Raw genomic sequence first — 24068 nt, 5'->3', positions numbered from 1 at the left:
TCGGCAGAGAAAGAGGTAGGTATGTCTGACGTATTGATTGACCGCCCAGAGCTCGCAGGTCTCGGCCAGTACGAGTTCGGGTGGGCCGATTCCGACGCAGCGGGGGCTTCCGCCAGGCGCGGTGTGAACCCCGAGGTCGTCACCGACATCTCGTCCCTCAAGAGCGAACCGGAGTGGATGCTCAAGAACCGTCTCAAGGGCCTCGCGCTCTTCGAGCGCAAGCCGATGCCGACGTGGGGCGCCGACCTCTCCGGCATCGACTTCGACAACATCAAGTACTTCGTCCGCTCCACCGAGAAGCAGGCCACCACCTGGGAAGAGCTTCCCGACGACATCAAGGCCACCTACGAGAAGCTGGGCATCCCCGAGGCCGAGCGCAACCGTCTCGTCGCCGGTGTGGCGGCGCAGTACGAGTCCGAGGTCGTCTACCACCAGATCCGCGAAGACCTCGAGGCGCAGGGCGTCATCTTCATGGACACCGACACGGCTCTTCGCGAGCACCCCGAGTTCTTCGAAGAGTACTTCGGCACGGTGATCCCGGCCGGCGACAACAAGTTCGCCGCGCTCAACACGGCCGTCTGGTCGGGCGGCTCGTTCGTGTACGTGCCGAAGAACGTCCAGGTGGAGATCCCGCTGCAGGCCTACTTCCGCATCAACACCGAGAACATGGGCCAGTTCGAGCGCACCCTCATCATCGCCGACGAGGGCTCCTACGTTCACTACATCGAGGGCTGCACCGCCCCCATCTACAAGAGCGACTCGCTCCACTCGGCCGTCGTCGAGATCATCGTGAAGAAGAACGCCCGCGTTCGCTACACGACGATCCAGAACTGGTCGAACAACGTCTACAACCTCGTCACCAAGCGCGCGATCGCCCACGAGGGCGCGACGATGGAGTGGATCGACGGGAACATCGGCTCCAAGGTCACGATGAAGTATCCGTCGATCTACCTCGCCGGCGAGCACGCCAAGGGCGAGACGCTGTCGGTCGCTTTTGCCGGGCCCGGCCAGCACCAGGACGCCGGCGCGAAGATGATCCACATGGCGCCGTACACGACGTCCTCGATCGTGTCGAAGTCGATCGCGCGCGGCGGTGGCCGCGCCGGCTACCGCGGCGAGGTCCGCGTCGACGAGGGTGCGCACCACGCCGCCAACACCGTCCGGTGCGACGCCCTCCTGGTCGACACGATGTCGCGGTCCGACACCTATCCCGCCATCGACATCCGCGTCGACGACGTCCAGCTCGGTCACGAGGCGACCGTCTCGCGCGTCAGCGAAGAACAGCTGTTCTACCTGATGTCCCGCGGCATGGCCGAGGACGAGGCCATGGCCATGATCGTCCGCGGCTTCATCGAGCCGATCGCTCGCGAACTGCCGATGGAATACGCACTCGAATTGAACAAGCTCATCGAGATGAGCATGGAAGGATCCGTCGGCTAGATGTCCGCAACTCCTGCAACGACAGACACCACTGCCGGTCCTCTCGTCGAGCCCGTCGTCCGCCCCGGCTCCACCGGTCACACCGACGGCGCTTGGGCGGACCGCCCGGTTCCGGTTCAGACGCGGTCCGAGCGCTTCGCTTCGACCGACCCGGCGGCGTTCCCGGCCGTGACCGGTCGCGAGGTCGACTGGAAGCTGAGCCCCGTCCAGAGACTTCGTCCCCTCATCGACGGTCAGCTCGACGGCTCGCCGTACGCCTACCTCGCCCGCGAGACGCCCGGCGCCTCGGTCGAGTGGGTCGGCCCCGACCACGAGCTCGTCGGCGCCGCCGGCAAGCCGGAAGACAAGGCCTCCGCAAACGCCTGGTCGAGCGTCGAGAACGTCCTCCTCGTCACGCTCAGCGGCGACGAGGCGTCGTCGATCACCGTCGGGCGCTCCGGCCTCGACCAGACTCCCCGCGCCGGCCACACGGTCGTCCACGCGACGGCGAACTCCTCGGGAATCGTGATCCTGCAGAACAGCGGGGCCGCCAACCTCGTCGAGAACGTCGAGATCGTCGTCGACGAGGGCGCGCACCTCACGGTCGTCAGCGTCCAGGAGTGGGACGACGACGCGATCCACCTGTCGACGCAGTTCGCCACGATCGGGCGCGACGCCCAGCTGAAGCACTTCGTCGTGTCTCTCGGCGGCTCGATCGTGCGTGTCAACCCGTCGGCGCACCTCGCCGGCCAGGGCGGCGACGCCGACCTCAACGGCGTCTACTTCGCGGACGCGGGCCAGCACCTCGAGCAGCAGGTCTACGTCAACCACGACGCCCCCAACACGAAGAGCCGCGTCAACTACAAGGGCGCTCTCCAGGGCGACGGAGCGCGCACCGTCTGGATCGGCGACGTCCTCATCGGGCGCGCGGCTCCCGGAACCGACAGCTACGAGCAGAACCGCAACCTCGTGCTGTCCGAGGGCACTCGTGCGGACTCGATCCCGAACCTCGAAATCGAGACCGGCGACATCCTGGGGGCCGGGCACGCCAGCGCCACCGGTCGTTTCGACGACGAGCACCTGTTCTACCTCGAGTCGCGGGGCATCCCCGAAGAAGAGGCGCGCCGCATCGTCGTGCTCGGCTTCCTGAGCGAGATCGTCCAGCGGATCGGTGACCAGGCCCTGCAGGATCGCCTCCAGGCCTCCCTCGAGCAGGAACTCGCCGAGGGCGCTCGCGCCCGGGCAGAAGCCGATGCCCAGCACGGCTCGTCGCGCGCCGCCGCCTACACCGACAAGCTGCCGGGCTCCGGCCCGACCCCCACGGCTGCCGGTTACGCCGCGAAGCTGGCCGAAGCCGCCTCGACCGAGGGCACCGTCTGATGCCCACGAAGGTCTGCTCCGACAGCGACGTGAGCGTCTCGGAGGCCCTGCGCGTCGTCGTCGACGGCATCCCCGTCGCAGTCGTTCGCGACTCCGCGGGCGAGCTCCACGCGCTCGGCGACACCTGCACCCACGGCGACATCTCGCTCGCGGAGGGTTTCGTCGAGGACGACACCCTCGAGTGCTGGGCCCACGGCTCGAAGTTCGAGCTCACCACGGGCAAGCCGCTCACCCTCCCCGCCTACGAGCCGGTGCCGGTCTTCGCCGTCTCCGTCGTCGACGGCGACGTCTGGGTCGACACGAGTCGTGTCGACCCCGCCTCGTCCGACGCACCGGCGCCCGCGAACTCCTAGATTTCAGATTCAGTAAGGAACAGCATGTCAACCCTCGAAATCCGCGACCTCCAGGTCTCGATCGACACCGAGCAGGGCAACAAGCCCATCCTCAAGGGCGTCGATCTGACCATCAACAAGGGTGAGATCCACGCCGTCATGGGGCCGAACGGCTCCGGCAAGTCGACTCTCGCCTACACGATCGCCGGACACCCCCGCTACAAGGTCGACGGCGGCTCCATCCGGCTGGACGGCCAAGAGGTTCTCGACATGACCGTCGACGAGCGCGCCAAGGCCGGCCTCTTCCTGGCCATGCAATACCCCGTCGAGATCCCCGGCGTCACCGTCGCGAACTTCCTCCGCACGGCCAAGACGGCCCTCGACGGCGAAGCTCCCGCCCTGCGCACCTGGATCAAAGACCTCCGCAGCCACATGTCCGACCTCAAGATGGACGCCTCGTTCGCCGAGCGCAACGTCAACGAGGGCTTCTCCGGCGGCGAGAAGAAGCGCCACGAGATCATGCAGCTCGAACTCCTCAAGCCGAAGTTCGCCATCCTCGACGAGACCGACTCCGGCCTCGACGTCGACGCCCTGAAGATCGTGTCCGAGGGCGTCAACCGCGCGCACCAGGCCACCGACCTCGGCATCCTGATGATCACGCACTACACGCGCATCCTCCGCTACATCAAGCCCGACTTCGTGCACGTGTTCGTCGACGGCCACGTCGCCGAGCAGGGCGGCCCCGAGCTGGCCGACCAGCTCGAGAACGAGGGCTACGACCGCTACGTCACCGCCAGCGCGGCAGCGGCCGCAGCAGCAGGCAACTGATCATGGCCGCCGTAGCGCTCGCCCCTGAGAAGTTCGACCAGGTCGAAGAGGCGCTCAAAGAGGTCATGGACCCCGAGCTGGGCGTCAATGTCGTCGACCTCGGCCTCATCTACGACCTCGCGATGGACGACGAGGTCGCAGACGCCCTCATCATCAGCATGACGCTGACGAGCGCCGGCTGCCCGCTGACCGACGTCATCGAATCCGAGACGGCCAACGCCCTCGACGGCATCGTCGAGGCGTTCCGCATCAACTGGGTGTGGATGCCGCCGTGGGGCCCGGAACGAATCACCGACGACGGCCGCGACATGATGCGCGCGATCGGCTTCTCGATCTGACCGTCCTCGCTGAAGCCCTCCGGCCCCGTGCCGGAGGGCTTCTTCGTGTCGCGCGCCGCTGCCCTGCTGCCCCGTCCCGGTGCGTCCCCCTGCTGCGCCCGCCCTGCCGCACTCGCCTGTCGTGCGCACACGCCCGTGCCTGCCTGCCTGCTTAGCCGTCCGCCTCTCCGCCCGCCCGCCTGCCTGCCTGCCTGCCACACACTCCTGCCGGAAATCGAAGGGGATTCTCGCGCAGACAACCGTTCCTTGGGGATCCGGGCCCGTCAGCGAAAAATCCCCTTCGATTTCTGGAGGGGCGGCGTGGGTCGGGGCGCGGCGGGACGCGGCGGGACAGCGCGAGACGCGGCAGGACAGGACGGCGCGGGTCGAGACGGTCAGGCGCGGGGCCGCGCAGACCCGGGCGGGCCCGGCACACAGAAGGCCCCCGGCGTACGCCGGGGGCCTTCTGTGCGGACGCGAGGTCGGCGGACTACTTCGCCCGACGGTCGAGAGCCTTGACACCGCGCCAGAGCAGCGGGAGGGTGCCGGCGGCGATGACCCACTTGACGATGCCACCGAGGATGAACGGCGTGAAGCCGGCCGCCATGACGTCGCCGAAACCGTTGGGGAGCCCGAGCTGCCCGAGGGACATGGCGAGGTAGGGCAGACCGACGGCGAACGGGAGGAGGCTGGCCAGCAGGAATGCGCCCAGCGACAGGATCACGTGTCGGTCCCATTTGCGCTGCGACAGCCAGCCGACGAGAGCCGCGGCCGGGATGAATCCGATGATGAACCCGAAGCTGGGCAGCGCCAGGCTGTGGCCGCCGCCGGTCAGCCCCGCGAACAGCGGCACGCCCAGAAGGCCGATCAGCATGTAGAGGGTCAGCGACAGGGCCCCGCGGCGAGCCCCGAGGGTCGCCCCGACGAGCATGACGGCGAGCGTCTGACCGGTGATCGGGACGGGCCAGAGCGGGATCTCGACCTGCGCCATGATGCCGGTGAAGGCGACGCCGCCGAGGACGAGGGCGGCGTCGGTGGCGAGACTCCTCGGCACGAAACGGTCTGCCAGAACAGGCCGAAGGGTCGATGCGGCGGGGTTCGTCATGCAATCTCCTAGAATGGGTGGGTTGACCGGCTTCGCTGCCGCGAAACAGGTCCACGCTTCGATCCCTTTCATCCTAGGGGCGGCCCACCGGCGGGCGGCGTTGTGGACACCTCCTCAGATGATTGGACTTTTGCTGTGCTCTCCGTGCACGACCTAGAAATTCGCGTAGGCGCTCGCCTCCTCATGGAGGACGTCACCTTCCGGGTGGACAAGGGCGACAAGATCGGCCTCGTCGGCCGGAACGGCGCGGGCAAGACGACCATGACCAAGACGCTCGCGGGCGAGACGATGCCCACAGGCGGCAAGATCGAGAAGACCGGCGAGATCGGCTATCTTCCGCAGGATCCGCGGTCGGGCAATCCCGAAGACCTGGCTCGCACTCGGATCCTGGACGCCCGTGGTCTCGGCCAGATCCTGCTCGGGATCCAGAAGGCGACCCAGGACATGGGCAGCGACGACCCCGCCGTGGCCGAGAAGGCCATGAAGCGCTACGGCGACCTCGACGACCGCTTCAACGCGCTCGGCGGCTACGCGGCCGAGGCCGAAGCGGCGAGCATCGCCAGCAACCTCAGCCTGCCCGACCGCATCCTCGACCAGCCGCTGTCGACCCTCTCGGGTGGTCAGCGCCGGCGCATCGAGCTGGCCCGCATCCTGTTCTCCGCTGCAGAGACGATGATCCTCGACGAGCCCACGAACCACCTCGACGCCGACTCGGTCGTCTGGCTTCGCGAGTACCTCAAGACGTACCAGGGCGGCGTGATCGTGATCAGCCACGACATCGAGCTGGTCGAAGAGGTCGTCAACCGCGTCTTCTACCTCGACGCGAACCGCCAGCAGATCGACATCTACAACATGGGCTGGCGCAACTACCAGCGCCAGCGCGCCGCCGACGAGGAGCGCCGCAAGAAGGAGCGCGCCAACGCCGAGAAGCAGGCGTCCGCCCTGCAGAAGCAGGCGGCACGCTTCGGCGCCAAAGCCACCAAGGCCGCGGCCGCCCACCAGATGGTCGCCCGCGCCGAGAAGCTGCTCGCCGGTCTCGACGAGGTCAGGGCCGTCGACCGCGTCGCCAAGCTGCGGTTCCCGACGCCGGCCGCCTGCGGCCGGACGCCCCTGATGGCGACCAACCTCTCGAAGAGCTACGGTTCGCTCGAGATCTTCACCGCCGTCGATCTGGCGATCGACCGGGGTTCGAAGGTCGTGATCCTGGGCCTCAACGGTGCCGGTAAGACGACTCTGCTGCGCATCCTGGCGGGAGTCGACCAGCCCGACACCGGACAGCTGGAGCCAGGACACGGTCTGCGCATCGGCTACTACGCGCAGGAGCACGAGACGATCGACGTCAAGCGCAGCGTGCTCGAGAACATGGTGTCGTCCTCGCCGAACATCACCGAGACCGAGGCGCGGCGCGTTCTCGGGTCGTTCCTGTTCACGGGCGACGATTCGGCGAAGCCGGCGGGGTCCTCTCCGGCGGCGAGAAGACGCGTCTGGCGTTGGCCATGATCGTCGTGTCGGGCGCGAACGTGCTCCTGCTCGACGAGCCCACCAACAACCTCGACCCGGCGTCACGCCTCGAGATCCTCGATGCTCTCAACAACTACGAGGGCGCCGTCGTTCTCGTCAGCCACGACGAGGGGGCGGTCGAGGCGCTGAACCCCGAGCGCGTCCTCATCATGCCCGAGGGCACCGAAGACCACTGGACGAAGGACTACAGCGATCTCATCACGCTTGCGTAGCGCAGCGGAGCGCACGAACCCTCGCGGCCCCTCCTACCGGCTGATCCGCGTCCCCGGCACCGACGACTCGTAGCCGGCCTCGTCGAGTTCGGCGTCTTCGACGTCGGCGTCGGTGGGGCCGCGCTTGAGGCGCTTCCGCTCGCGCTCTTCCTCGAGCCAGCGCTGGTCTTCCTCGTCGCTGTTGCGCACGTCGTATTCCTGGCGGATGACGTAGATCAGGAAGCCGAACGCGGCCAGCGCGAACATCACCCACTGGATCGCGTACGACAGGTTGAGCGACCAGTTGATCTGCGGCTTCTGCGCCAGCTTCGGCAGGACGGCGGCCGACGGCGTCTCGTGCTTGAGCTGGCCGTACGCGGCGGTGTAGGTGGGCAGCTGCAGCCGCTTGGCGATGTCGGCCGGCTGGATTCGCGCCAGCTCGTTCGTGCCCGGGATGTCCGTGCGACCGGGCACGTCGCCCTCGGCCTGGGCCAGGCGGGCGACGACGGTGACGGTGCCGGACGGGGAGTGGGGATGGAGTCTGGGGCGTCGTGCGTGTCGCCGGTCGCCACCCAGCCGCGATCGACGACGAAGACGTCGCCGGAGGCCGTCTCGAGCGGCACCAGAACCTCGAACCCGGGGTAGCCGTTGTAGCTGCGGTCGCGGGCCAGGAACGTCTTGTCGACCAGGTAGTGCCCGGTCACCGTGACGGGCTTGAACTCGTCGGCCGCCGAGTACGAGTCGCGATCGGGCAGGATGCTGGTGAGAGCGACGGGACGGGCGTTGTAGTTGTCGTTCAGGCGATCCTGCAGTGCGAGATTCTCCGCGCGACGTTCCCACTGCCAGTGCGACAGGAAGACGCAGATCACGGCGAAGACGACCGCGACGGCGAGGTAGCCGACCCACTTCTTGGAGAACACGAAGCGCCACTCCCTCACGAGTCGGCCTCCGCTCCGACCGTTTCAACGGTCTCGCCCAGTGTCGTCACCGCCACGGGGAAGTCGCGGGATCGCACAAATTCTGCAAGGAAGTCTACGTGCTCTGCGCAGGCGGCCCAGACCTTGACCCGGTCGATGCCGTGGATCTTGGGGTTCCGCCAGTTGACCTGGTAGACGGCGTCTTCGCGGCATCCTGCTCGCGAGCACTGCACGGTGTCGGGGCCGGAGGCTCCGAGGATCATCGGTCGGTCTCGGGGCCGGTGGGGCCGGTGCGCGAGGGGTCGGGCCGCGAGGGCTCGGTGCGGTACGTCTCGCCCTGGAAGTCCTCCGGGTGGTAGACGTTCTCCGGCCGGTACACCTCGACGGCCCCGGGACGCTCGACGGTGCGACGAGCACCCTCCTGGCCGACGTTGGCGAGGACGACGGCGACGTACGGCAGCACGACCGCGCCGATCGCGGGCAGCAGGGTCCACCAGCCGAAGGGGATGACGAACGCCAGGATCACGCAGATGAGGCGGATCAGCATGGCCAGCGAGTACCGGATCATCCGGCCGTGGCGCTCCTCGTCCGGCGACGGGGGCAGCGTCGTGATCGCGAGGCTGGTGTCGCTCTTCTTCGTCTTGATCTTCATGTGCTCACGGGCTCGGGGGCGTTTCGGTCGAACGCACAGGACAATGCTAAGTCGTTCTCGGCACGACACTAGGCTTGTCGGGGTCGATGCGAGCTGTGCGCCCGCCGATCTCTCGACACCGAACGACTTGGAGACACTCATGACCACGCCACGCACCGTCCTGGTCACCGGAGGCAACCGCGGAATCGGTTTCGCCATCGCCTCCCAGTTCGTCGCCGACGGCCACCGCGTGGCCGTCACCGCCCGCTCGGGCGAGGGCCCCGAGGGCACACTGACGGTGCGGGCCGAGATGACCGACGCCGCCTCGATCGACGCCGCATTCACTCAGGTGGAGCAGGAGCTCGGCCCGGTCGAGGTCGTCGTGGCCAACGCGGGCATCACCAAGGACACCCTGCTGATGCGCATGTCCGAAGACGACTTCACCTCCGTCCTCGACACGAACCTCGGCGGCACGTTCCGCGTCGTGAAGCGTGCCTCCAAGGGCATGCTCAAAGCGCGCTTCGGCAGGATCGTGCTGGTCTCCAGCGTGGTCGGCCTCTACGGCAGCGCGGGTCAGGCCAATTACGCCGCCTCCAAGAGCGGCCTCGTCGGCTTCGCGCGCTCCATCACGCGCGAGCTGGGCGCCCGGGGTATCACCGCCAACGTCGTCGCGCCGGGGTTCATAGAGACCGACATGACGGCCGTCCTTCCCGAGGCCCAGCAGGCCGAGTACAAGAAGAGCATTCCCGCCGGCCGATACGGCACGGCGGACGACGTCGCGAAGGCCATCACCTGGCTCTCGTCCGACGACGCCGGCTACATCTCGGGCGCCGTCATCCCCGTCGACGGCGGCCTCGGGATGGGCCACTGAGGTCTGCTCCATCGACTGGAGGAGTCCGCCCCGCCGCTCTGCGGTCGGGGCGGACTCCGTGCTTTCGGCGCCGCACTCGCAGAACGGGGCAGGGCGGGGCGGCGGGTAGATCGGTGAACGGGCGGCGCGGCCGAAGCGGCGTCAGCCGCGGAGGCCGAGCAGCGGCAGCACCTGCGACAGGTCGCGCACGTCGATCGCCACGTCGGCGGCGGCTCGGACGCGCGGCTTGGCGTCGAACGCCACGGAGAGTCCGGCGGCCTGCATCATCTGCAGGTCGTTGGCGCCGTCGCCGATCGCGACGGTCCTGGTGAGGGGGACGCCGTGATCCTGCGCCCACTCGCGGAGCGCCGCAGCCTTCGCCTCGGCGTCGATGACGGGGCCGTCGACCTCGCCCGTGAGGCGGCCGTCTACGCTGGCGAGCCGATTGGCCCGCCAGTGGTCGAGACCGAGCGACGCGGCCAGAGGGTCGAGGATCTCGTGGAACCCGCCCGAGACCACGCCGACGAAGCCGCCCGCGGCGTGGACGCCTGCGATGAGTTCGGGGACGCCCCGCGTGACGGTGACGGCGGCCAACGCCTCGTCGAAACACGAGACGGGGAGCGTCGTGAGCGTCGCCACGCGCTCCCGGAGGCTCGCGGCGAAGTCGAGCTCGCCCGCCATCGCCCGCTCGGTGATGTCGCGCACGGCGTCGTGGGAGCCCGCGACCGACGCCAGAAGCTCGATCACCTCGTTCTCGATGAGCGTGGAGTCGACGTCGAGGACGACAAGGAAGCGCGGCACTCGCCCAGGTTACTGGCCGTCCCACGGCTGTGACGTCGACCGGAGCCTTCGCCGCAACGCGTTTGCGGACGTTCCGCCCTGCCGCGGCAGGGTGGAACGTCCGCAAAACGCGTTACGGCAGAGGTGCTACTGCTCGACGCGAACGCCCTTGCCGACCACGGTGATGCCGGAGGGCGTCACGGTGAAGCCACGAGCCCGGTCGGCCTCCGCGTCGAGCCCGACATGCGCGCCGTCGACGATGACGACGTCCTTGTCGAGGATCGCGCGATTGACGATCGAGTTCTTGCCGACGTAGATGCGGTCGAAGAGCACGGAGTCGACGACGCGGGATCCTGAGTCGAGGGTGTTCCAGGGGCCCACCACGCTGCGCTCGATGTGCGAGCCGACCGCGAGCGTGCCGAGCGAGACGATCGACTCGATGACGCTGCCCGGGTTGCCGTGCTCGTCGCGCCCAAACTTGGCGGGCGGCGAGTTGAGCTGCTGGCTGAAGATCGGCCAGGCGGTGTTGTACAGGTTGAAGACCGGCAGTGCGGCGATGAGGTCGCGGTGGGCGTCGTAGAAGGAGTCGATCGTTCCGACGTCGCGCCAGTAGTAGCGATCGCGCTCGGTCGACCCGGGCACCTCGTTGCGGTTGAGGTCGTAGACGGCGGCGTCGCCGCGCGACACGAAGTCGGGGATGATGTCGCCGCCCATGTCGTGGTTCGACGAGGTGTTCTCGCCGTCGCGGAGCACGGCGTCGATCAGCGCGTCGGCATTGAAGACGTAGTTGCCCATCGAGGCCAGGACTTCGTCGGGGGAGTCGGCGAGCCCGACCGGATCTTTCGGCTTCTCGAGGAAGGCGTCGATGAGGGTGGCGTCGTCGGCCTTGGTCTGGATGACCCCGAACTGGTCGGCCAGCGAGATCGGCTGGCGGATCGCCGCGACGGTGGCGCTCTTGCCGGAGGCGATGTGCGCCTCGACCATCTGCGCGAAGTCCATCCGGTAGACGTGGTCCGCGCCGACCACGACGACGATGTCGGGCTTCTCGTCGCGGAGCAGGTTGAGGCTCTGCAGGATCGCGTCGGCGCTGCCGGCGAACCAGCGCTTGCCGAGGCGTTGCTGGGCCGGAACGGAGGCCACGTACGCGCCGAGCAGACCCTCGATGCTCCACGTCTGCGAGACGTGGCGGTCGAGACTGTGCGACTTGTACTGCGTCAGGACGACGATCTGACGGAGCCCCGAGTTGATGAGATTGGAGAGCGCGAAGTCGATGAGGCGGTAGTTGCCGCCGAAAGGGACTGCGGGCTTCGCGCGGTCCGCTGTGAGGGGCATCAGTCGCTTGCCTTCTCCGCCGGCCAACACGATGCCGAAGATCTTCTTTGATGCCATGACGCCAGAATGGCACGTTTCGCGCGCGGACGACTACGGTAAGCGTCGTGCGAGTCGATGTGATCACCAAGGAATACCCGCCGAACGTCTACGGCGGCGCGGGCGTCCATGTGACGGAGCTGGTCAAGGCCCTCCGTCCGTCGATCGACGTCCGCGTGCGCGCGTTCGGCGACGCGGTCGACGAAGACGGCACCACCGGCTACCCCGACCTCGTCGAGTTGAGCGACGCCAACGGAGCGCTCAAGACCCTCGGGGTCGACGTCGCCATCGCCCAGGACGTCGAGGGGGCCGACGTCGTCCACTCGCACACCTGGTACGCGAACGCCGCCGGGCAGCTCGCGCAGATGCTCCACGATGTCCCGCACGTCCTCACCGCCCACTCCCTCGAGCCGCTCCGTCCCTGGAAGGCCGAGCAGCTCGGCGGCGGCTACCGCGTGTCGAGCTGGATCGAGAGGCAGGCGTACGAGACCTCCGACGCCGTGATCGCCGTGAGCGACGGCATGCGGCGCGACATCCTGCGCTCCTATCCGACCATCGATCCTGCCAAGGTGAGCGTCGTCTACAACGGCATCGATCTCGAGTCCTGGCGGCGCCTCGACGAACCCGAGCTCGTCCGTTCGCTCGGGATCGACCCGGATCGCCCCGCCGTGGTCTTCGTGGGCAGGATCACGCGGCAGAAGGGCCTTCCCTACCTGCTGCGGGCGGCCGCGCTCCTTCCGGACGACGTCCAGCTCATTCTCTGCGCCGGTGCACCCGACACCCCGGAGATCATGGCCGAGGTGACCGGGCTCGTCGAAGAGCTGCAGCAGACCCGTACCGGCGTCGTCTGGATCGAACGGATCCTGCCGCGCGACGAGCTCTGCGCCGTCCTCTCCAGCGCTACGGTCTTCGTCTGCCCGTCCATCTACGAGCCCCTCGGCATCGTCAACCTCGAGGCGATGGCCTGTGGCCTCCCCGTGGTCGGCACGGCCACGGGTGGCATCCCCGAGGTCGTCGCCGACGGCTTCACGGGTCGCCTGGTACCGATCGAACAGGCCACCGACGGCACCGGAACCCCTCTCGACCCCGACAAATTCGTGCAGGATCTCGCGGCGGCTCTCACCGAGACCGTGGCCGACACCGGAATGGCACGGCTCATGGGCCGAGCCGGGCGGGCGAGGGCCGAACAGGACTTCAGCTGGGCGAGCATCGCCGAGCGCACGCTCGAGATCTACCGATCGCTCGTCTGACGCCGCGGGCAGGTGACGTCCCGGCGGCGCGCCGAGAGATCCCGTCGACACGAGTTGTCCACCGACACGATTCGTTCGCCGTTCGCCCGGGCAGCGTGGAATAGAGTTTGACCATGCCCACCGTTCTGCAGCTCACCGACGTGTCCGTGGTTCGAGATGGCTCTCGGGTCGTCGATTCCGTCAACTGGACAGTCGATTCCGAAGAGCGCTGGGTGGTGCTCGGCCCCAACGGCGCCGGCAAGACCACCATCCTGCAGGTCGCGGCGGCCCAGACGCACCCGTCCTCCGGGCACGCCGAGATCCTCGGCGAAGATCTCGGCAGCGTCGATCTTTTCGATCTGCGCCCGCGCATCGGTTTCGCGTCGACCACGATCGCCCGGCGCATCCCGCCGAAGGAGAAGGTCGTCGACGTCGTGCTGACCGCCGCGTACTCGGTCACCGGTCGCTGGAACGAAGAGTACGAGGGCGTCGACGTCCGTCGGGCGCACCGCGTCCTCGACGAGTGGAACCTGGGCCACCTCGCCGAGCGCACCTTCGGCGACCTCAGCGACGGCGAGCAGAAGCGCGTCCAGATCGCCCGCTCGGTCATGACCGACCCCGAGCTCCTCCTGCTCGACGAGCCGGCCGCCTCCCTCGACCTCGGCGCCCGCGAAGAGCTGCTGCGCATGCTCGGCGGCTACGCGTCGAGCGAGGGCGCACCCGCCATCGTCATGGTGACGCACCACGTCGAAGAGATCCCGCGCGGCTTCACTCACGCCCTCCTGCTCTCGCACGGCCAGGTCGAGGCCTCCGGGCCGCTGGCCGAGGTGCTCACCGCCGAGACGCTCGGCGCCACCTTCGGCCTCGACCTCGACGTCACCGAGCTCGACGGCCGCTACTCGGCCCGCGCCACGAGCTGACACCGGTAGTCACGCCACCACAAACCACTCGCCCGACCTGTAACGGTGCGTCGGGCGAGCCCAATCCGGTTGTGCGGCTTGTGCGACGGTCACGTCAGCGGACGCCACGCATCAGGCGGAGCACCGGCCTGGCCAGCACCAGCAGCACGACGCCCACGGCGATCGAGACGATCCCTAGCAGGCCGAAGTACGGCACCTCGTTCGTCGGATCGTAGGCGCCGGCGAGAAGGCCGGAGGCGGCCGACCCGAGTGCGACCGACAGGAAGAACAGCGCGACCATCTGCGTCCGGAACTTCTCCGGCGCGAGCTTCGTGGCCGCCGACAGGCCGACCGGCGACAGCAGGAGCTCGGCGACCGTGAACACCAGCAGGATGAGCACGATGGCGAGAACCGGCGTCCCGTGCGTCCCCGTTCCGGAGAACGGCAGGAAGAGCAGGAACGCGAGACCCACGACGATCGCGCCACCCGCGAACTTCACGGGCGTCGCCGGCTGCCGGGTGCCGAGCTTCGTCCAGATCGCGGCGAAGACGCCCGACAGGATGATGATGAAGACGGGGTTGATCGACTGCACCCACGGGATCGGGAACTCCCAGCCGAACACCGACCGGTCGAGTCGCTCGTCGGTGTAGAGGGTCAGCACGGTGAACTGCTGCTGATAGATCGACCAGAACACCGCGCTGGCGACGAACAGGGGGATGAAGGCGACGACGCGGGAGCGCTCGTCCGAGCTGATCGAACGGCTGGTCAGGATCACGACGAAGTAGATCACCGAGGCGACCGCGGTCACGACGATGACGACGAGCGCGAGGTTCGAGGCCGTGATGAGACGCGTCAGGACGGCGGCCACGATGACGGCGACCGCGCCGACGGCCACCCCGACGATACGAGGCAGCTTCTGCCGGGGGAGCGGGTTGGGCACCTCTCGCGAGGCGGACGGCAGGTTCTTCCGCGACACCAGGTACTGCGCGAGGCCCGCGGCCATGCCGACGGCGGCGAGGCCGAAGCCGTAGTGGAAGCCGATGCTGTCCTGCAGGATCCCGGTCAGGATCGGCCCGAGGAACGCACCCAGATTGATGCCGAGGTAGTAGAGCGAGAAACCGGCGTCACGACGCGGATCGTCTTCGCTGTAGAGGGTGCCGACCAGGGTCGTCGCCGTCGCCTTGAGACCTCCGCTGCCCACGGCGATCAGGATCAGGCCGACGCCGACCCCGGCGACCCCCGGCAGGAGGGCGAGGGCCACGTGCCCGGCCATGACGACGACGGCGCTGACGAGAAGAGTTCGCTGGGCGTCGAGGAGACGATCGGCGACCCAGGCACCGAGAATGGTGGCGAGGTAGACGCCGCCCCCGTACGCGCCGACGATGCCCGCAGCCGTCCCCTTGTCGATGCCGAGGCCGCCGTCACGGACGCTGAAGTAGAGGTAGAGGAGCAGGATTCCCTGCATGCCGTAGAACGAGAAGCGCTCCCAGAGTTCGACCCCGAAGAGGGTCGCGAGGGAGCGTGGTTGCCCGAAGAATCGGGCATCGCGGACAGCTTCTTTGCCGGAGTCCATGGTGTATCGTAGACAGCTGGCCCTGGCTGCCACCAAATCCGCGCTGGCAAAAACCAGCGCACACACACGTTGAGGAATCCCATGAAGACCGACACCCACCCCGACTACAACCCGATCGTGTTCCGCGACCTCGCGTCCGGTGAGACCTTCCTCACCCGTTCGACCGCGACCAGCGACAAGACGATCGAGCTCGACGGCGTCACGTACCCCGTCATCGACGTCGAGATCTCGTCGGCTTCGCACCCGTTCTACACGGGCAAGCAGCGCATCCTCGACTCGGCCGGTCGCGTCGAGAAGTTCAACCAGCGCTTCAAGAACTTCGGCAGCAAGTAGGCCGCAGCTTCACCGCGAAGGCGCCCGACTTCGGTCGGGCGCCTTCGTCGTTCCCGGCCGCGGGGTTGCACTCGACCCGCGCGTCGGCCAGGCTCAGGGCGATGATGCACGACGATCAGTTGCCCGTCGACGCCGACGTCGCGGCCGGCCTCCTCGCGACCCAGTTCCCCGAGTGGCGCGACGAGCTCGTCGAGCCCGTGCACTCGACCGGGACCGAGAACGCCATCTTCCGAGTGGGCGAGAACCTGACCGCGCGCTTCCCCTGCACGACGCCGATCCTGCGACAGTGCTCGACACCCTCCGCGCGGAGGCCGCGGCCATGGACGAGTTGACCGCCAGTTGCCCGGTGCCGACACCCCAGGTGGTGGCGATCGGCGAGCCCGGCGAGGGTTATCCGCTTCCGTGGTCCGTGCAGACGTGGTTGCCGGGCGAGACCGCCACCCCCGAGGGGCTCGCGGGGTCACCGCAGTTCGCGGGTGATCTCACGGGTCTGGTCTTGGCGCTCCGCGGCGCCGATACGCGGGGCCGCCGGTTCGACAGTGGAGGACGAGGCGGTCTGCTGGCCGATCACGATTTCTGGGTCGAGCGCTGCTTCGCGGAGAGCGAAGGCCTGGTCGACGTGGCCGGCGCCCGAGCGCTCTGGCGAAGCGTCCGAGACCTTCCGGCGCCGTCGACACTGACGATGAACCACCGCGACCTGATCCCGGCCAACCTCCTGGTGGAAGGGGAGCGGCTGCTCGGCGTGCTCGACGGGGGCGGGTTCGCGCCCGCCGATCCTGCGCTCGATCTCGTTGCGGGCTGGCATCTGCTCGACGCTGCGGCCCGCGACGTCTTTCGAAGCGGCGTCGGCGGCGACGACGCCGAGTGGCGGCGAGGTGCCGGCTGGGCCCTCGAGCAGGCGATGGGCCTGGTCTGGTACTACCGCGAGTCGAACCCCGCTGCCAGCGCCCTCGGCCTCAGCACGGTCCGACGACTCCTCGAAGCGCCCGAGCTCTGACGGCGTCCCGCCTCAGCCACCACGCCGCCCCACCCCACCCTCCCGAAATCGAAGGGGATGCTGGCTGCCGGCCCGCAGTCAGGCGGCCGAACGGGGTGCGAGACGAGAATCCCCTTCGATTTCGGGAGGAGGCGGAGGGGGCGGAGGGCGGCAGGGGGTAGGGGCGGGCGGGAGTGAGAGGGTGGAGGCATGGCGACGCTGATCCTGCTGAACGGGACGCCCGCGACCGGCAAGTCGACGCTGGCGCGAGCCTGGGCCGCCGAGCACCCCTGGCCCTCGTGCTCGACATCGACCTGGTGCGCTCGATGCTGGGTGGGTGGCGTGACGATCCGCTCTCCGCCGGGCTGGTGGCTCGGGAGCTGGCGCTGGCGATGATCCGCACGCACCTCGGCAGCGGGCGGGACGTCGTCGTGCCGCAATACCTCTCGCGGCCAGGGTTCGCAGAGACGCTCGAAGCGACAGCAGGATCCCGGGGCGCCCGCTTCGTCGAGGTCGTCCTCCGCACGGACGCCGCAGCGGCAGAACGGCGCTTCGCGGAGCGCGCTGCCGACGCTGCCAACGCAGACGGCGCAGACGGCGCCGACATCCACGGCCCGTTCGTGGGGTCGTCGATGGGCGACGTCGTCGAGGGACACGCAGCCTACGTGGACGGACGACCCCGCGCGATCGTCGTCGCGCCCGCTCCGGGAGAGGAGTTCGTGTCGGTCTCGGCGCTGGAGGCGGTGCTCAGCCGACGATCGGGCTAGGGCGGGCGGGCCAGTCGCCGGCGGCGGTGAAGGTCGGGTCTTTGCGCCGCATGTACTCCTGGAAGGAGGCGGCCTGCTCGGCGCACCACCCCACCTGGAGGGTGTGCAGGTCGGCGGCGGGAAGGTCGAGCTTGTCGAGGTGCCGCTTCGCCATGGCCTGTGCGACGCGACCGGCCGCAATGGCGTCGGCACCGGCGTTGTGCGCGTCGTCGAGCACGACCTCGTAGAACTCGGCGGCGGCCTCGAGGGTGCGCTTGCCCTTGCGGTACTTGTCGACCGCCTTGTCGATGACGAGTGGGTCGACGACCCAGCCGGCCTCGACCACGAGCGGCTCGAGGCCGTAACGGCGGGCCTCGCGGTCGAGGACGGTGAGGTCGTACGGGGCGTTGTAGATGACGAGCGGCACGCCGCGGGTGAAGACGGCCTGAACGGCCGCGATGATCTCGGCGACGACCTCGGGAGCCGGGCGCCCTTCGGCCTGCGCCTGCTCGGTGGTGATGCCGTGCACCGCCGACGCCTGCACCGGGATGTCGACACCGGGATCGGCCAACCACTCGCCGTGGGCGATCGACGCGCCGGTCGAGTCGATGAGGCCGACGTGCGCCGTCACGATACGCGCGGTCTCGACGTCGATGCCGGTCGTCTCGAGGTCGAAGACGCCGAGGCCGTCCCACCAGGAGACGGGAACCGGGCCCACAGTCGTTTCACTCACGCAAGCAGCCTAGGGGCAGCCACCGACACGAGCCGGCATCACTCCCCGTCGACGGTGGAGATCGGCAGGGTCGGCGTCACGTTCGGACCGCCGACGTGCAGCCAGAAGAAGGCCTGCGTGCCGAGCGTGAGCTGCACGCGGCCTTCGTCGTCGAACGCCGGGAACTCGCCGCCACCGAAGAGGTCGAAGAGCTTGCGGCCGGCGAACCGGGGCGCGACCACCGTCACCGAGGCCGGATTGTGGGCGAACGAGAAGACGCAGAGGATGTCTTCCGCCGAATCTCCGAACGAGGTTCCGGATCCCGCGTACGAGCGCACGAACGACAGCACGGAGTCGTGATCGGTCGGGAGGACCTCCATCTCGCCGAGCCCGAAGGTGGGATGCGCCTTGCGCACGTGAATGACGTTGCGGATCCAGTGCAGGAGGGAGCGCGACTGGGCGAGCTGGCTCTCGACGTTGACGAGCGTGTAGTTGTACACGAGCGACTGCACGACGGGGAGGTAGAGCTTGCCGGGATCGGCGGTCGAGAAGCCGGCGTTGCGGTCGGGAGTCCACTGCATCGGCGTGCGCGAGGCGTCGCGGTCGTTCAGCCAGATGTTGTCGCCCATGCCGATCTCGTCGCCGTAGTACAGGAACGGCGACCCCTTGAGGGCGAACAGGAGCGCGTGCGCGAGCTCCAGCTCGGCCCGCGAGTTGTCGAGCAGGGGAGCGAGCCGACGCCGGATCCCGATGTTGGAGCGCATCCGCGGGTCGTACGCGTACCAGCCGTACATGGCCTGCCGATACTCCTCGCTGACCATCTCGAGGGTCAGCTCGTCGTGGTTCCGGAGGAACACACCCCAGCCGGCCGAGTCGGGCACGTCGGTGGTCTCGGAGAGGATCCTGGTCAGCTCGGCGGCGCTCTGCGAGCGCAGCGAGTAGAAGATGCGCGGCATGACCGGGAAATCGAAGGCCATGTGGCACTCCGGCTCGTCGTCGGTGCCGAAGAACGCCGCGACCTCGCGGGGCCACTGGTTCGCCTCGGCGATCATGATCCTGCCGGGGTACTCCTCGTCGACCATGGCGCGGAGCTTCTTCACGAACTCGTGCGTCGCCGGCTCACCCTCGCCGTTGCCGTCCTCCGACTGATAGAGGTAGGGGATCGCGTCGAGGCGGATGCCGTCGACCCCGAGGTCGAGCCAGTGCCGGATCACGTCGTAGATGGCCTCGTGGACCTTGGGGTTCTCGTAGTTGAGGTCGGGCTGGTGGCTGAAGAACCGGTGGAAGAAGTACTGGCGGCGGACCGGGTCGAAGGTCCAGTTGCTCTCTTCGGTGTCGACGAAGATGATCCGGATGTTCTCGTACTTCTCGTCGGTGTCGCTCCAGGTGTAGAAGTCGCCGTAGGGACCCTCGGGGTCTTCGCGGGACTGCTGGAACCACTCGTGGGCGTCGGAGGTGTGGTTGATCACCATGTCGATGACGATGCGCATGTTGCGCTCGTGCGCCTTGGTGACGAGGTCGCGGAACTCGTCGAGGGTGCCGAACTCGGGCAGGATCGCCTTGTAGTCGGAGATGTCGTAGCCGCCGTCGCGGAGGGGCGACTGGAAGAACGGCGGCATCCAGAGGGCGTCGATGCCGAGCCACTGCAGGTAGTCGAGTTTGGAGGACAGCCCGGCGATATCGCCCGCACCGTCGCCGTTCGAGTCGACGAACGACCGGACCATGACCTCGTAGAAGACGCTGCGTCTGAACCACTGGGGATCGAGCGTCAGACCGGGCGTTTGGATGGGGGCAGTGAAGCTCACCGTTCTCCTTGCGACTTCGACGTAGACGGCAGGTGGGTCCGACCGGTTGGCCCAGCCTAGGACGACCGCAGGTCGTTCGTCACAGGTTGGTCGACGTCCGATCCTGCGTCCCTAGACTGGCTGGGTGCCTTCGCCTGACCCGACCACCCCGCAGACCACCGTGCCTTCCCCGTACGCCGAGCAGCTCGGGGCGATCCCCGTCCGTTCGGCCGAAGTCGAGGTGTTCGGCAGCACGACGCGGTACTGGGTCTACGGGTCGGACGATGCCGCGGTCACTCTCGTGGCGGTCCACGGTTTCCGGGGCGACCACCACGGTCTGGAGCCGGTCGTCGCCTTCCTCGGCGGCGTCCGCGTCATCGCACCCGACCTGCCGGGGTTCGGCGAGTCGCAGGCGTTCACCGACCGGGAGCACAGCGTGGCGAGCTACGCCGCCTGGCTGGAGGCGTTCCTCGACGAGCTCGGCCTCGGCGACGACGTCGTCATCCTGGGTCACTCGTTCGGCTCCATCGTCACGAGCGCCGCTCTGGCGTCCGGGGTTCGTGCCTCGAAGCTGATCCTGGTCAATCCGATTGCCGCTCCGGCGCTGAAGGGCCGCGCGGCGTCTTCACGCGACTGGCGGTCTTCTACTACTGGGCGGGTGCCGCCCTCCCGGAACGCGTGGGCCAGGCGATCCTGCGGAGCCGCATCGTCACGCGCATCGCGAGCCTCGCCATGGCGAAGACGACCTCGAAGTCGCTCCTCGCGTGGATCCACGATCAGCACGACACCTACTTCTCGCTGTTCGCGAATCGCACCGTGGTGCTCCAGTCGTTCAAGGCGTCCGTGTCGAGCGACGTGTCGACCTACGCGCGCAGGATCACGACGCCGACGCTTCTCATCGCGGCCGACCGAGACGACATCACGGCGCTGCCGGCCCAGTACGAGTTGCAGAAGCTGTTCCCGGAGGCCCAGCTCGACGTCATCCACGGGGTCGGCCATCTCATCCACTACGAGAAGCCACGGGAGGCGGCGACGCTGATCCTGGACCTCCTGCGATGAGCGCCTCCGCACCGAAGATAGTGGTCGACTGCCGCTACGTCCGGGTCGGCCGCCACGACGGCATCAGCCGCTTCACGGCCGGCGTGGTCACCGCCCTGGCGGGGCACGTCGAGTTCACGATGCTGATCAACGACGTGCGCCAACTCGACAAGCTGCCGGACGCCCCCATCGGCTCGTCTCCGCGCCGACGAGCGCGCTGGAACCCTGGTCGCCCTGCAGGTCAACCGGCTCCGACCGGACGTCGTCTGGTCACCCATGCAGACGATGGGGTCGTTCGGGCGCCGCTACCGGCTCGTGCTCACGCTGCACGACCTCATCTACTACACGAACCGGACGCCGCCGCCGGAGTTCGCCCCGCCGATCCGTCTGCTCTGGCGCCTCTACCACCTCGCCTGGTGGCCGCAGCGGATGCTGCTCAACCGGGCGGACGCCGTCGTCACCGTCAGCGACACCACCGGCCGCGAGATGCGCGAGCACCACTTGACCAAGCGACCGATCACGGTCGTCGCCAACGCGGCCGACCCGCAGACGCCGCCCCCACGCTCGATCCCCGAGCAGCGCGACCTGGTGTACATGGGCTCGTTCATGCCGTACAAGAACGTCGGCGCGCTGGCCAGGGCCCTCGAGCTCCTGCCCGGTTACCGCCTCCACCTGATGAGCCGCGTGTCCGACCGCGAGCGCGAAGACCTCGAGCGTCTCGCCCCGATCGATTCGCTGGTCTTCCACAACGGGGCGAGCGACGACGAATACCGCGAGGTGCTGCTCGGCGCCGTGGCGGCGGTCACCGCCTCGCGAGCCGAGGGGTTCGGGATCCCCGTCATCGAGGGGATGGCTCTCGGCACGCCGGCGGTCGTGAGCGACATCCCCATCTTCCGCGAGATCGGCGGCGACACCGCGCTCTACTTCGATCCGGAGTCGCCCGCGTCGATCGCCTCGGCCGTGCGTCGGCTCGAGGAGCCGGGGAGTGGGAACGCCGGAGCTCGGCGGGGATCGTCGAGGCGGCGCGATACAGCTGGGATTCCTCCGCCGAGGTGCTGCTCGACCTCCTCCGTCACATTGCGGCGGACGGGCGATAGTCGGGCGATCCGGAGATAGATTCGGATCATGAGCGACGTAGCGGAAGCACTGGCATCGGACCGAGTCATCGACATCACCACGACGGGGCGGAAGTCGGGTGAAGCGCGACGGATCGAGATCTGGTTCCACCGGCTCGACGGCCGCTTCTACATCACCGGCACCCCGGGGCGTCCTCGCTCCTGGTACGCGAACCTCGTCGCGCACCCCGCGTTCACCTTCCACCTGAAGCAGACCGCTCAGGCGGACCTTGCGGCGACTGCGCGGCCCATCACCGAGCCGGCCGAGCGCGAGCGGGTCTTGGGAGGCATCCTGCCGACTCTCGGCGAGCTCTCCGCGCAGGCCGACACGTCGGTGTGGGTGGAAGAGAGCCCTCTGGTCGAAGTCGTCTTCGACGCACGGCCCGCGGTGAACTGAGAGACACGCCCTAAGCGTCGGCGCGCCCCTCCAGCGCGTTCTGGTAGTCGAACGCGTAGCGGCCGGCGGCTTCGGATTCGACCTCGATCGGGTCGTCGAACGCCACGAGCGTGAGGGCGCCGTCGGTCACCTCGAACGAGTGGATCGAGCCGTTCCTGATCGGGACTCCGATGCTCGCCTCGTGGTCGGGGGCGACGTGGTTCACGATCGACCGGATGACCGCGCCGTGGGTCGCGACGACCACGGCGCTGTCGGGGTGCGCGGCAGCGATCGCGAGGAGTGCAGCCTCGACGCGAATCAAGAGCCCGGAGCGGCTCTCACGGCCGGGAACGGGAGTGGTGTCCGGGAAGCGGGCCTCGACCTCGTCGAAGGTCAACCCTTCGGCCTCGCCGTAGCTGCGCTCGGCGACGCCGGGCACGAGAGCGGGAGCGGCGAGACCGAGGTGATCGGCGATGATCCTGCCCGTCTCGGTCGCTCGCGACAGCGGACTCGCGACGACGGCGTCGAAACGGCGTCGCCCGAGGAGGTGGGCCGCCGCGGCGGCCTGGCGCCGACCGAGGTCGTTGAGGGGGATGTCGGTCGCCCCCTGGATCTTTCGCGCTTTGTTCCAGTCGGTCTCGCCGTGGCGCACCAGGTAGAGCAGTGTCATCGGTTCGTCTTTCTGTGGACCGCCCCCGCGGCCAGGGGGCCGGTCGCGCCCCGAGTGGACTACGCGACGACGAGCCGTTCGGTGAGGGCCGCCAGCGACTCCGACGTGCCCGCGTTCAGCTTAACGGTGGCACGGGAGTCGCCCTTGGTGACGCCCCGGTTGATGATGACGACCGGCAGCTTCTTGCGAAGGGCCGTTTCGAGGAGCCGGATCCCGGAGTTCACGACCAGAGACGACCCTGCGACGATCAGTGCCTCGGCTCCCGCGACCATCGCCTTCGCCTCCGCGAAGCGCTCGACAGGAACGAACTCGCCGAAGAAGACGACGTCGGGTTTGAGGACGCCGCCGCAGACCGTGCAGACGGGTACCTCGAACGAGTCGATGTCGGACACCTCGACGTCGCCGTCGGGGTTGAGGCGGACCTCGTCGGGGTGGTCGAGCCACGGGTTCGCGGCGGCCATTCGGGCCGCGATGGTGTCGCGCGCGAAGGCCTGCCCGCAGGTGAGGCAGACGACGCGGTCGACGGTGCCGTGCAGGTCGACGACGCGAGAGGACCCGGCTCGGAGGTGGAGGCCGTCGACGTTCTGCGTGACGACGCCGTTGGAGAGCCCCGACCGCTCGAGCTCCGCCAGCGCCCGGTGCCCGTCGTTAGGGGCGGCCGCGGCGAAGTGCCGGTACCCGAGGTGGCTGCCGGCCCAGTAGCGCTTGCGGAAGTCGGCGTTCGCCCGGAACTGCTGGAAGGTCATCGGATTGCGCACGGGGCGCCCTCGCCGCGGTAGTCGGGGATGCCGGAGTCGGTCGAGATGCCTGCGCCGGTGAGGACGGAGAGCTTGCGCCCGGAGAGCGCGACGACGGCCGCATCGAGCCCGGCGGACGTGCTGCTCTCGGTCGCGGTGGCGTTCGGCATGGTGGAGCTCCTCAAAGGCAGGTGACGTTAGCCTAAACAACGACTCTTTCCGATATGTTTCCGGCTCCTGA

Annotated in this window: 24 protein-coding genes and 4 pseudogenes; 16 read left to right on the top strand and 12 right to left on the bottom strand. The window is 68.5% G+C overall.

Annotated features, from left to right (window positions below):
- The first annotated feature begins 21 nt into the window (after positions 1–21).
- From sufB to QUE79_RS13605, 5 genes are read left to right on the top strand one after another with little or no spacing between them, the layout of a single operon-like run.
- The gene (gene sufB / locus QUE79_RS13625) at positions 22–1440 is read left to right on the top strand and encodes a Fe-S cluster assembly protein SufB (protein ID WP_286343579.1); all 1419 of its coding nucleotides are present in this window, start codon (positions 22–24) and stop codon (positions 1438–1440) included.
- Complete coding sequence (sufD, locus tag QUE79_RS13620) at positions 1441–2799, top strand: Fe-S cluster assembly protein SufD (RefSeq protein WP_286343578.1); 1359 nt, start codon at positions 1441–1443, stop codon at positions 2797–2799. It abuts the gene before it with no gap.
- Positions 2799–3152, top strand: coding sequence for a non-heme iron oxygenase ferredoxin subunit (locus QUE79_RS13615; RefSeq protein ID WP_434011002.1), 354 nt, complete (start codon positions 2799–2801; stop codon positions 3150–3152). The genes sufD and QUE79_RS13615 overlap by 1 nt, the downstream gene beginning before the upstream one ends.
- A 24-nt stretch (positions 3153–3176) precedes the next feature.
- Positions 3177–3959 (top strand): Fe-S cluster assembly ATPase SufC, encoded by a 783-nt coding sequence (gene sufC, locus QUE79_RS13610; protein ID WP_286343577.1) that lies wholly within the window; start codon positions 3177–3179, stop codon positions 3957–3959.
- 2 nt (positions 3960–3961) lie between these two features.
- Entirely contained in the window at positions 3962–4297 is a 336-nt protein-coding gene (locus QUE79_RS13605) for a metal-sulfur cluster assembly factor (RefSeq protein WP_286343576.1), read from the top strand.
- Positions 4298–4766: 469 nt separating this feature from the next.
- Here the strand turns inward: QUE79_RS13605 and QUE79_RS13600 are convergent, their stop codons facing one another.
- Positions 4767–5381 carry a biotin transporter BioY gene (locus tag QUE79_RS13600; protein WP_286343575.1) on the bottom strand — a complete coding sequence of 205 codons (615 nt, stop codon included), beginning with the start codon at positions 5379–5381 and terminating at the stop codon, positions 4767–4769.
- 135 nt (positions 5382–5516) lie between these two features.
- On the opposite strand from QUE79_RS13600, the pseudogene QUE79_RS13595 reads away from it, so the two are divergent.
- Positions 5517–7114 (top strand): annotated as a pseudogene (locus tag QUE79_RS13595) (ABC-F family ATP-binding cassette domain-containing protein).
- A 33-nt stretch (positions 7115–7147) separates the two neighbouring features.
- Here QUE79_RS13595 and QUE79_RS13590 read toward each other — a convergent pair.
- The 4 genes and pseudogenes from QUE79_RS13590 to QUE79_RS13580 all read right to left on the bottom strand — a co-directional run bounded on the left by QUE79_RS13590 (position 7148) and on the right by QUE79_RS13580 (position 8662).
- Entirely contained in the window at positions 7148–7567 is a 420-nt protein-coding gene (locus QUE79_RS13590) for an SURF1 family protein (RefSeq protein WP_286343574.1), read from the bottom strand.
- Positions 7568–7623: 56 nt separating this feature from the next.
- Positions 7624–7962, bottom strand: a pseudogene (locus QUE79_RS25615) (SURF1 family protein); the annotation flags it as partial.
- Positions 7963–8027: 65 nt separating this feature from the next.
- Positions 8028–8273, bottom strand: a complete 246-nt coding sequence (locus tag QUE79_RS13585; RefSeq protein ID WP_286343573.1) for a hypothetical protein — start codon at positions 8271–8273, stop codon at positions 8028–8030.
- Positions 8270–8662, bottom strand: coding sequence for a DUF3099 domain-containing protein (locus QUE79_RS13580; RefSeq protein ID WP_286343572.1), 393 nt, complete (start codon positions 8660–8662; stop codon positions 8270–8272). The genes QUE79_RS13585 and QUE79_RS13580 overlap by 4 nt, the downstream gene beginning before the upstream one ends.
- A gap of 139 nt (positions 8663–8801) precedes the next feature.
- Between QUE79_RS13580 and fabG the strand changes: the two genes are divergently transcribed.
- The gene (gene fabG / locus QUE79_RS13575; protein WP_286343571.1) at positions 8802–9512 is read left to right on the top strand and encodes a 3-oxoacyl-ACP reductase FabG; all 711 of its coding nucleotides are present in this window, start codon (positions 8802–8804) and stop codon (positions 9510–9512) included.
- 141 nt (positions 9513–9653) lie between these two features.
- Here the strand turns inward: fabG and serB are convergent, their stop codons facing one another.
- The gene (gene serB, locus QUE79_RS13570) at positions 9654–10292 is read right to left on the bottom strand and encodes a phosphoserine phosphatase SerB (RefSeq protein WP_286343570.1); all 639 of its coding nucleotides are present in this window, start codon (positions 10290–10292) and stop codon (positions 9654–9656) included.
- Between the two features lie 126 nt (positions 10293–10418).
- Positions 10419–11660, bottom strand: coding sequence for a glucose-1-phosphate adenylyltransferase (locus QUE79_RS13565; RefSeq protein WP_286343569.1), 1242 nt, complete (start codon positions 11658–11660; stop codon positions 10419–10421).
- 47 nt (positions 11661–11707) lie between these two features.
- On the opposite strand from QUE79_RS13565, the gene glgA reads away from it, so the two are divergent.
- Both glgA and QUE79_RS13555 read left to right on the top strand, forming a co-directional pair.
- On the top strand, positions 11708–12889 hold the full coding sequence (gene glgA, locus QUE79_RS13560) for a glycogen synthase (protein ID WP_286343568.1): 1182 nt from the start codon (positions 11708–11710) through the stop codon (positions 12887–12889).
- 113 nt (positions 12890–13002) lie between these two features.
- On the top strand, positions 13003–13788 hold the full coding sequence (locus QUE79_RS13555; protein WP_286343567.1) for an ABC transporter ATP-binding protein: 786 nt from the start codon (positions 13003–13005) through the stop codon (positions 13786–13788).
- A 94-nt stretch (positions 13789–13882) separates the two neighbouring features.
- Here QUE79_RS13555 and QUE79_RS13550 read toward each other — a convergent pair whose 3' ends face one another.
- Positions 13883–15340 (bottom strand): peptide MFS transporter, encoded by a 1458-nt coding sequence (locus tag QUE79_RS13550; RefSeq protein WP_286343566.1) that lies wholly within the window; start codon positions 15338–15340, stop codon positions 13883–13885.
- Positions 15341–15421: 81 nt separating this feature from the next.
- Here QUE79_RS13550 and QUE79_RS13545 point away from each other — a divergent pair, with 81 nt between their 5' ends.
- The 4 genes from QUE79_RS13545 (at position 15422) to QUE79_RS13530 (ending at position 17416) form a co-directional block, all read left to right on the top strand.
- Positions 15422–15673 (top strand): type B 50S ribosomal protein L31, encoded by a 252-nt coding sequence (locus QUE79_RS13545; RefSeq protein ID WP_286343565.1) that lies wholly within the window; start codon positions 15422–15424, stop codon positions 15671–15673.
- A gap of 101 nt (positions 15674–15774) precedes the next feature.
- Entirely contained in the window at positions 15775–16005 is a 231-nt protein-coding gene (locus QUE79_RS13540; protein ID WP_286343564.1) for a hypothetical protein, read from the top strand.
- Complete coding sequence (locus tag QUE79_RS13535; protein WP_286343563.1) at positions 15960–16670, top strand: phosphotransferase; 711 nt, start codon at positions 15960–15962, stop codon at positions 16668–16670. Before QUE79_RS13540 ends, QUE79_RS13535 begins: the two co-directional genes overlap by 46 nt.
- Before the next feature lie 278 nt (positions 16671–16948).
- Positions 16949–17416, top strand: coding sequence for a hypothetical protein (locus QUE79_RS13530; protein WP_286343562.1), 468 nt, complete (start codon positions 16949–16951; stop codon positions 17414–17416).
- Here the strand turns inward: QUE79_RS13530 and QUE79_RS13525 are convergent.
- Positions 17397–18128 carry a 3'-5' exonuclease gene (locus QUE79_RS13525; RefSeq protein ID WP_286343561.1) on the bottom strand — a complete coding sequence of 244 codons (732 nt, stop codon included), beginning with the start codon at positions 18126–18128 and terminating at the stop codon, positions 17397–17399. The two genes, QUE79_RS13530 and QUE79_RS13525, sit on opposite strands and share 20 nt — an antisense overlap.
- A gap of 38 nt (positions 18129–18166) precedes the next feature.
- Positions 18167–19912 carry a maltose alpha-D-glucosyltransferase gene (treS, locus tag QUE79_RS13520; RefSeq protein ID WP_286343560.1) on the bottom strand — a complete coding sequence of 582 codons (1746 nt, stop codon included), beginning with the start codon at positions 19910–19912 and terminating at the stop codon, positions 18167–18169.
- Positions 19913–20036: 124 nt separating this feature from the next.
- Between treS and QUE79_RS13515 the strand changes: the two genes are divergently transcribed.
- The 3 genes and pseudogenes from QUE79_RS13515 to QUE79_RS13505 all read left to right on the top strand — a co-directional run bounded on the left by QUE79_RS13515 (position 20037) and on the right by QUE79_RS13505 (position 22441).
- Positions 20037–20930, top strand: a complete 894-nt coding sequence (locus QUE79_RS13515) for an alpha/beta fold hydrolase (RefSeq protein ID WP_350271548.1) — start codon at positions 20037–20039, stop codon at positions 20928–20930.
- A 16-nt stretch (positions 20931–20946) separates the two neighbouring features.
- Positions 20947–22026: pseudogene (locus QUE79_RS13510) on the top strand (glycosyltransferase family 4 protein).
- Between the two features lie 28 nt (positions 22027–22054).
- Positions 22055–22441 carry a nitroreductase/quinone reductase family protein gene (locus tag QUE79_RS13505; protein ID WP_286343559.1) on the top strand — a complete coding sequence of 129 codons (387 nt, stop codon included), beginning with the start codon at positions 22055–22057 and terminating at the stop codon, positions 22439–22441.
- Between the two features lie 10 nt (positions 22442–22451).
- Here the strand turns inward: QUE79_RS13505 and QUE79_RS13500 are convergent, their stop codons facing one another.
- Complete coding sequence (locus QUE79_RS13500; protein WP_286343558.1) at positions 22452–23090, bottom strand: histidine phosphatase family protein; 639 nt, start codon at positions 23088–23090, stop codon at positions 22452–22454.
- A gap of 59 nt (positions 23091–23149) precedes the next feature.
- Positions 23150–23997: pseudogene (locus QUE79_RS13495) on the bottom strand (Sir2 family NAD-dependent protein deacetylase).
- Positions 23998–24068: the final 71 nt, after the last annotated feature.

The organism is Frondihabitans sucicola, from assembly GCF_030296615.1.
Taxonomy (GTDB): Bacteria; Actinomycetota; Actinomycetes; order Actinomycetales; family Microbacteriaceae; genus Frondihabitans; species Frondihabitans sucicola.
Note: the sequence above shows the minus strand (reverse complement) of the source record. Positions and strands in the feature narration are given on the sequence as shown.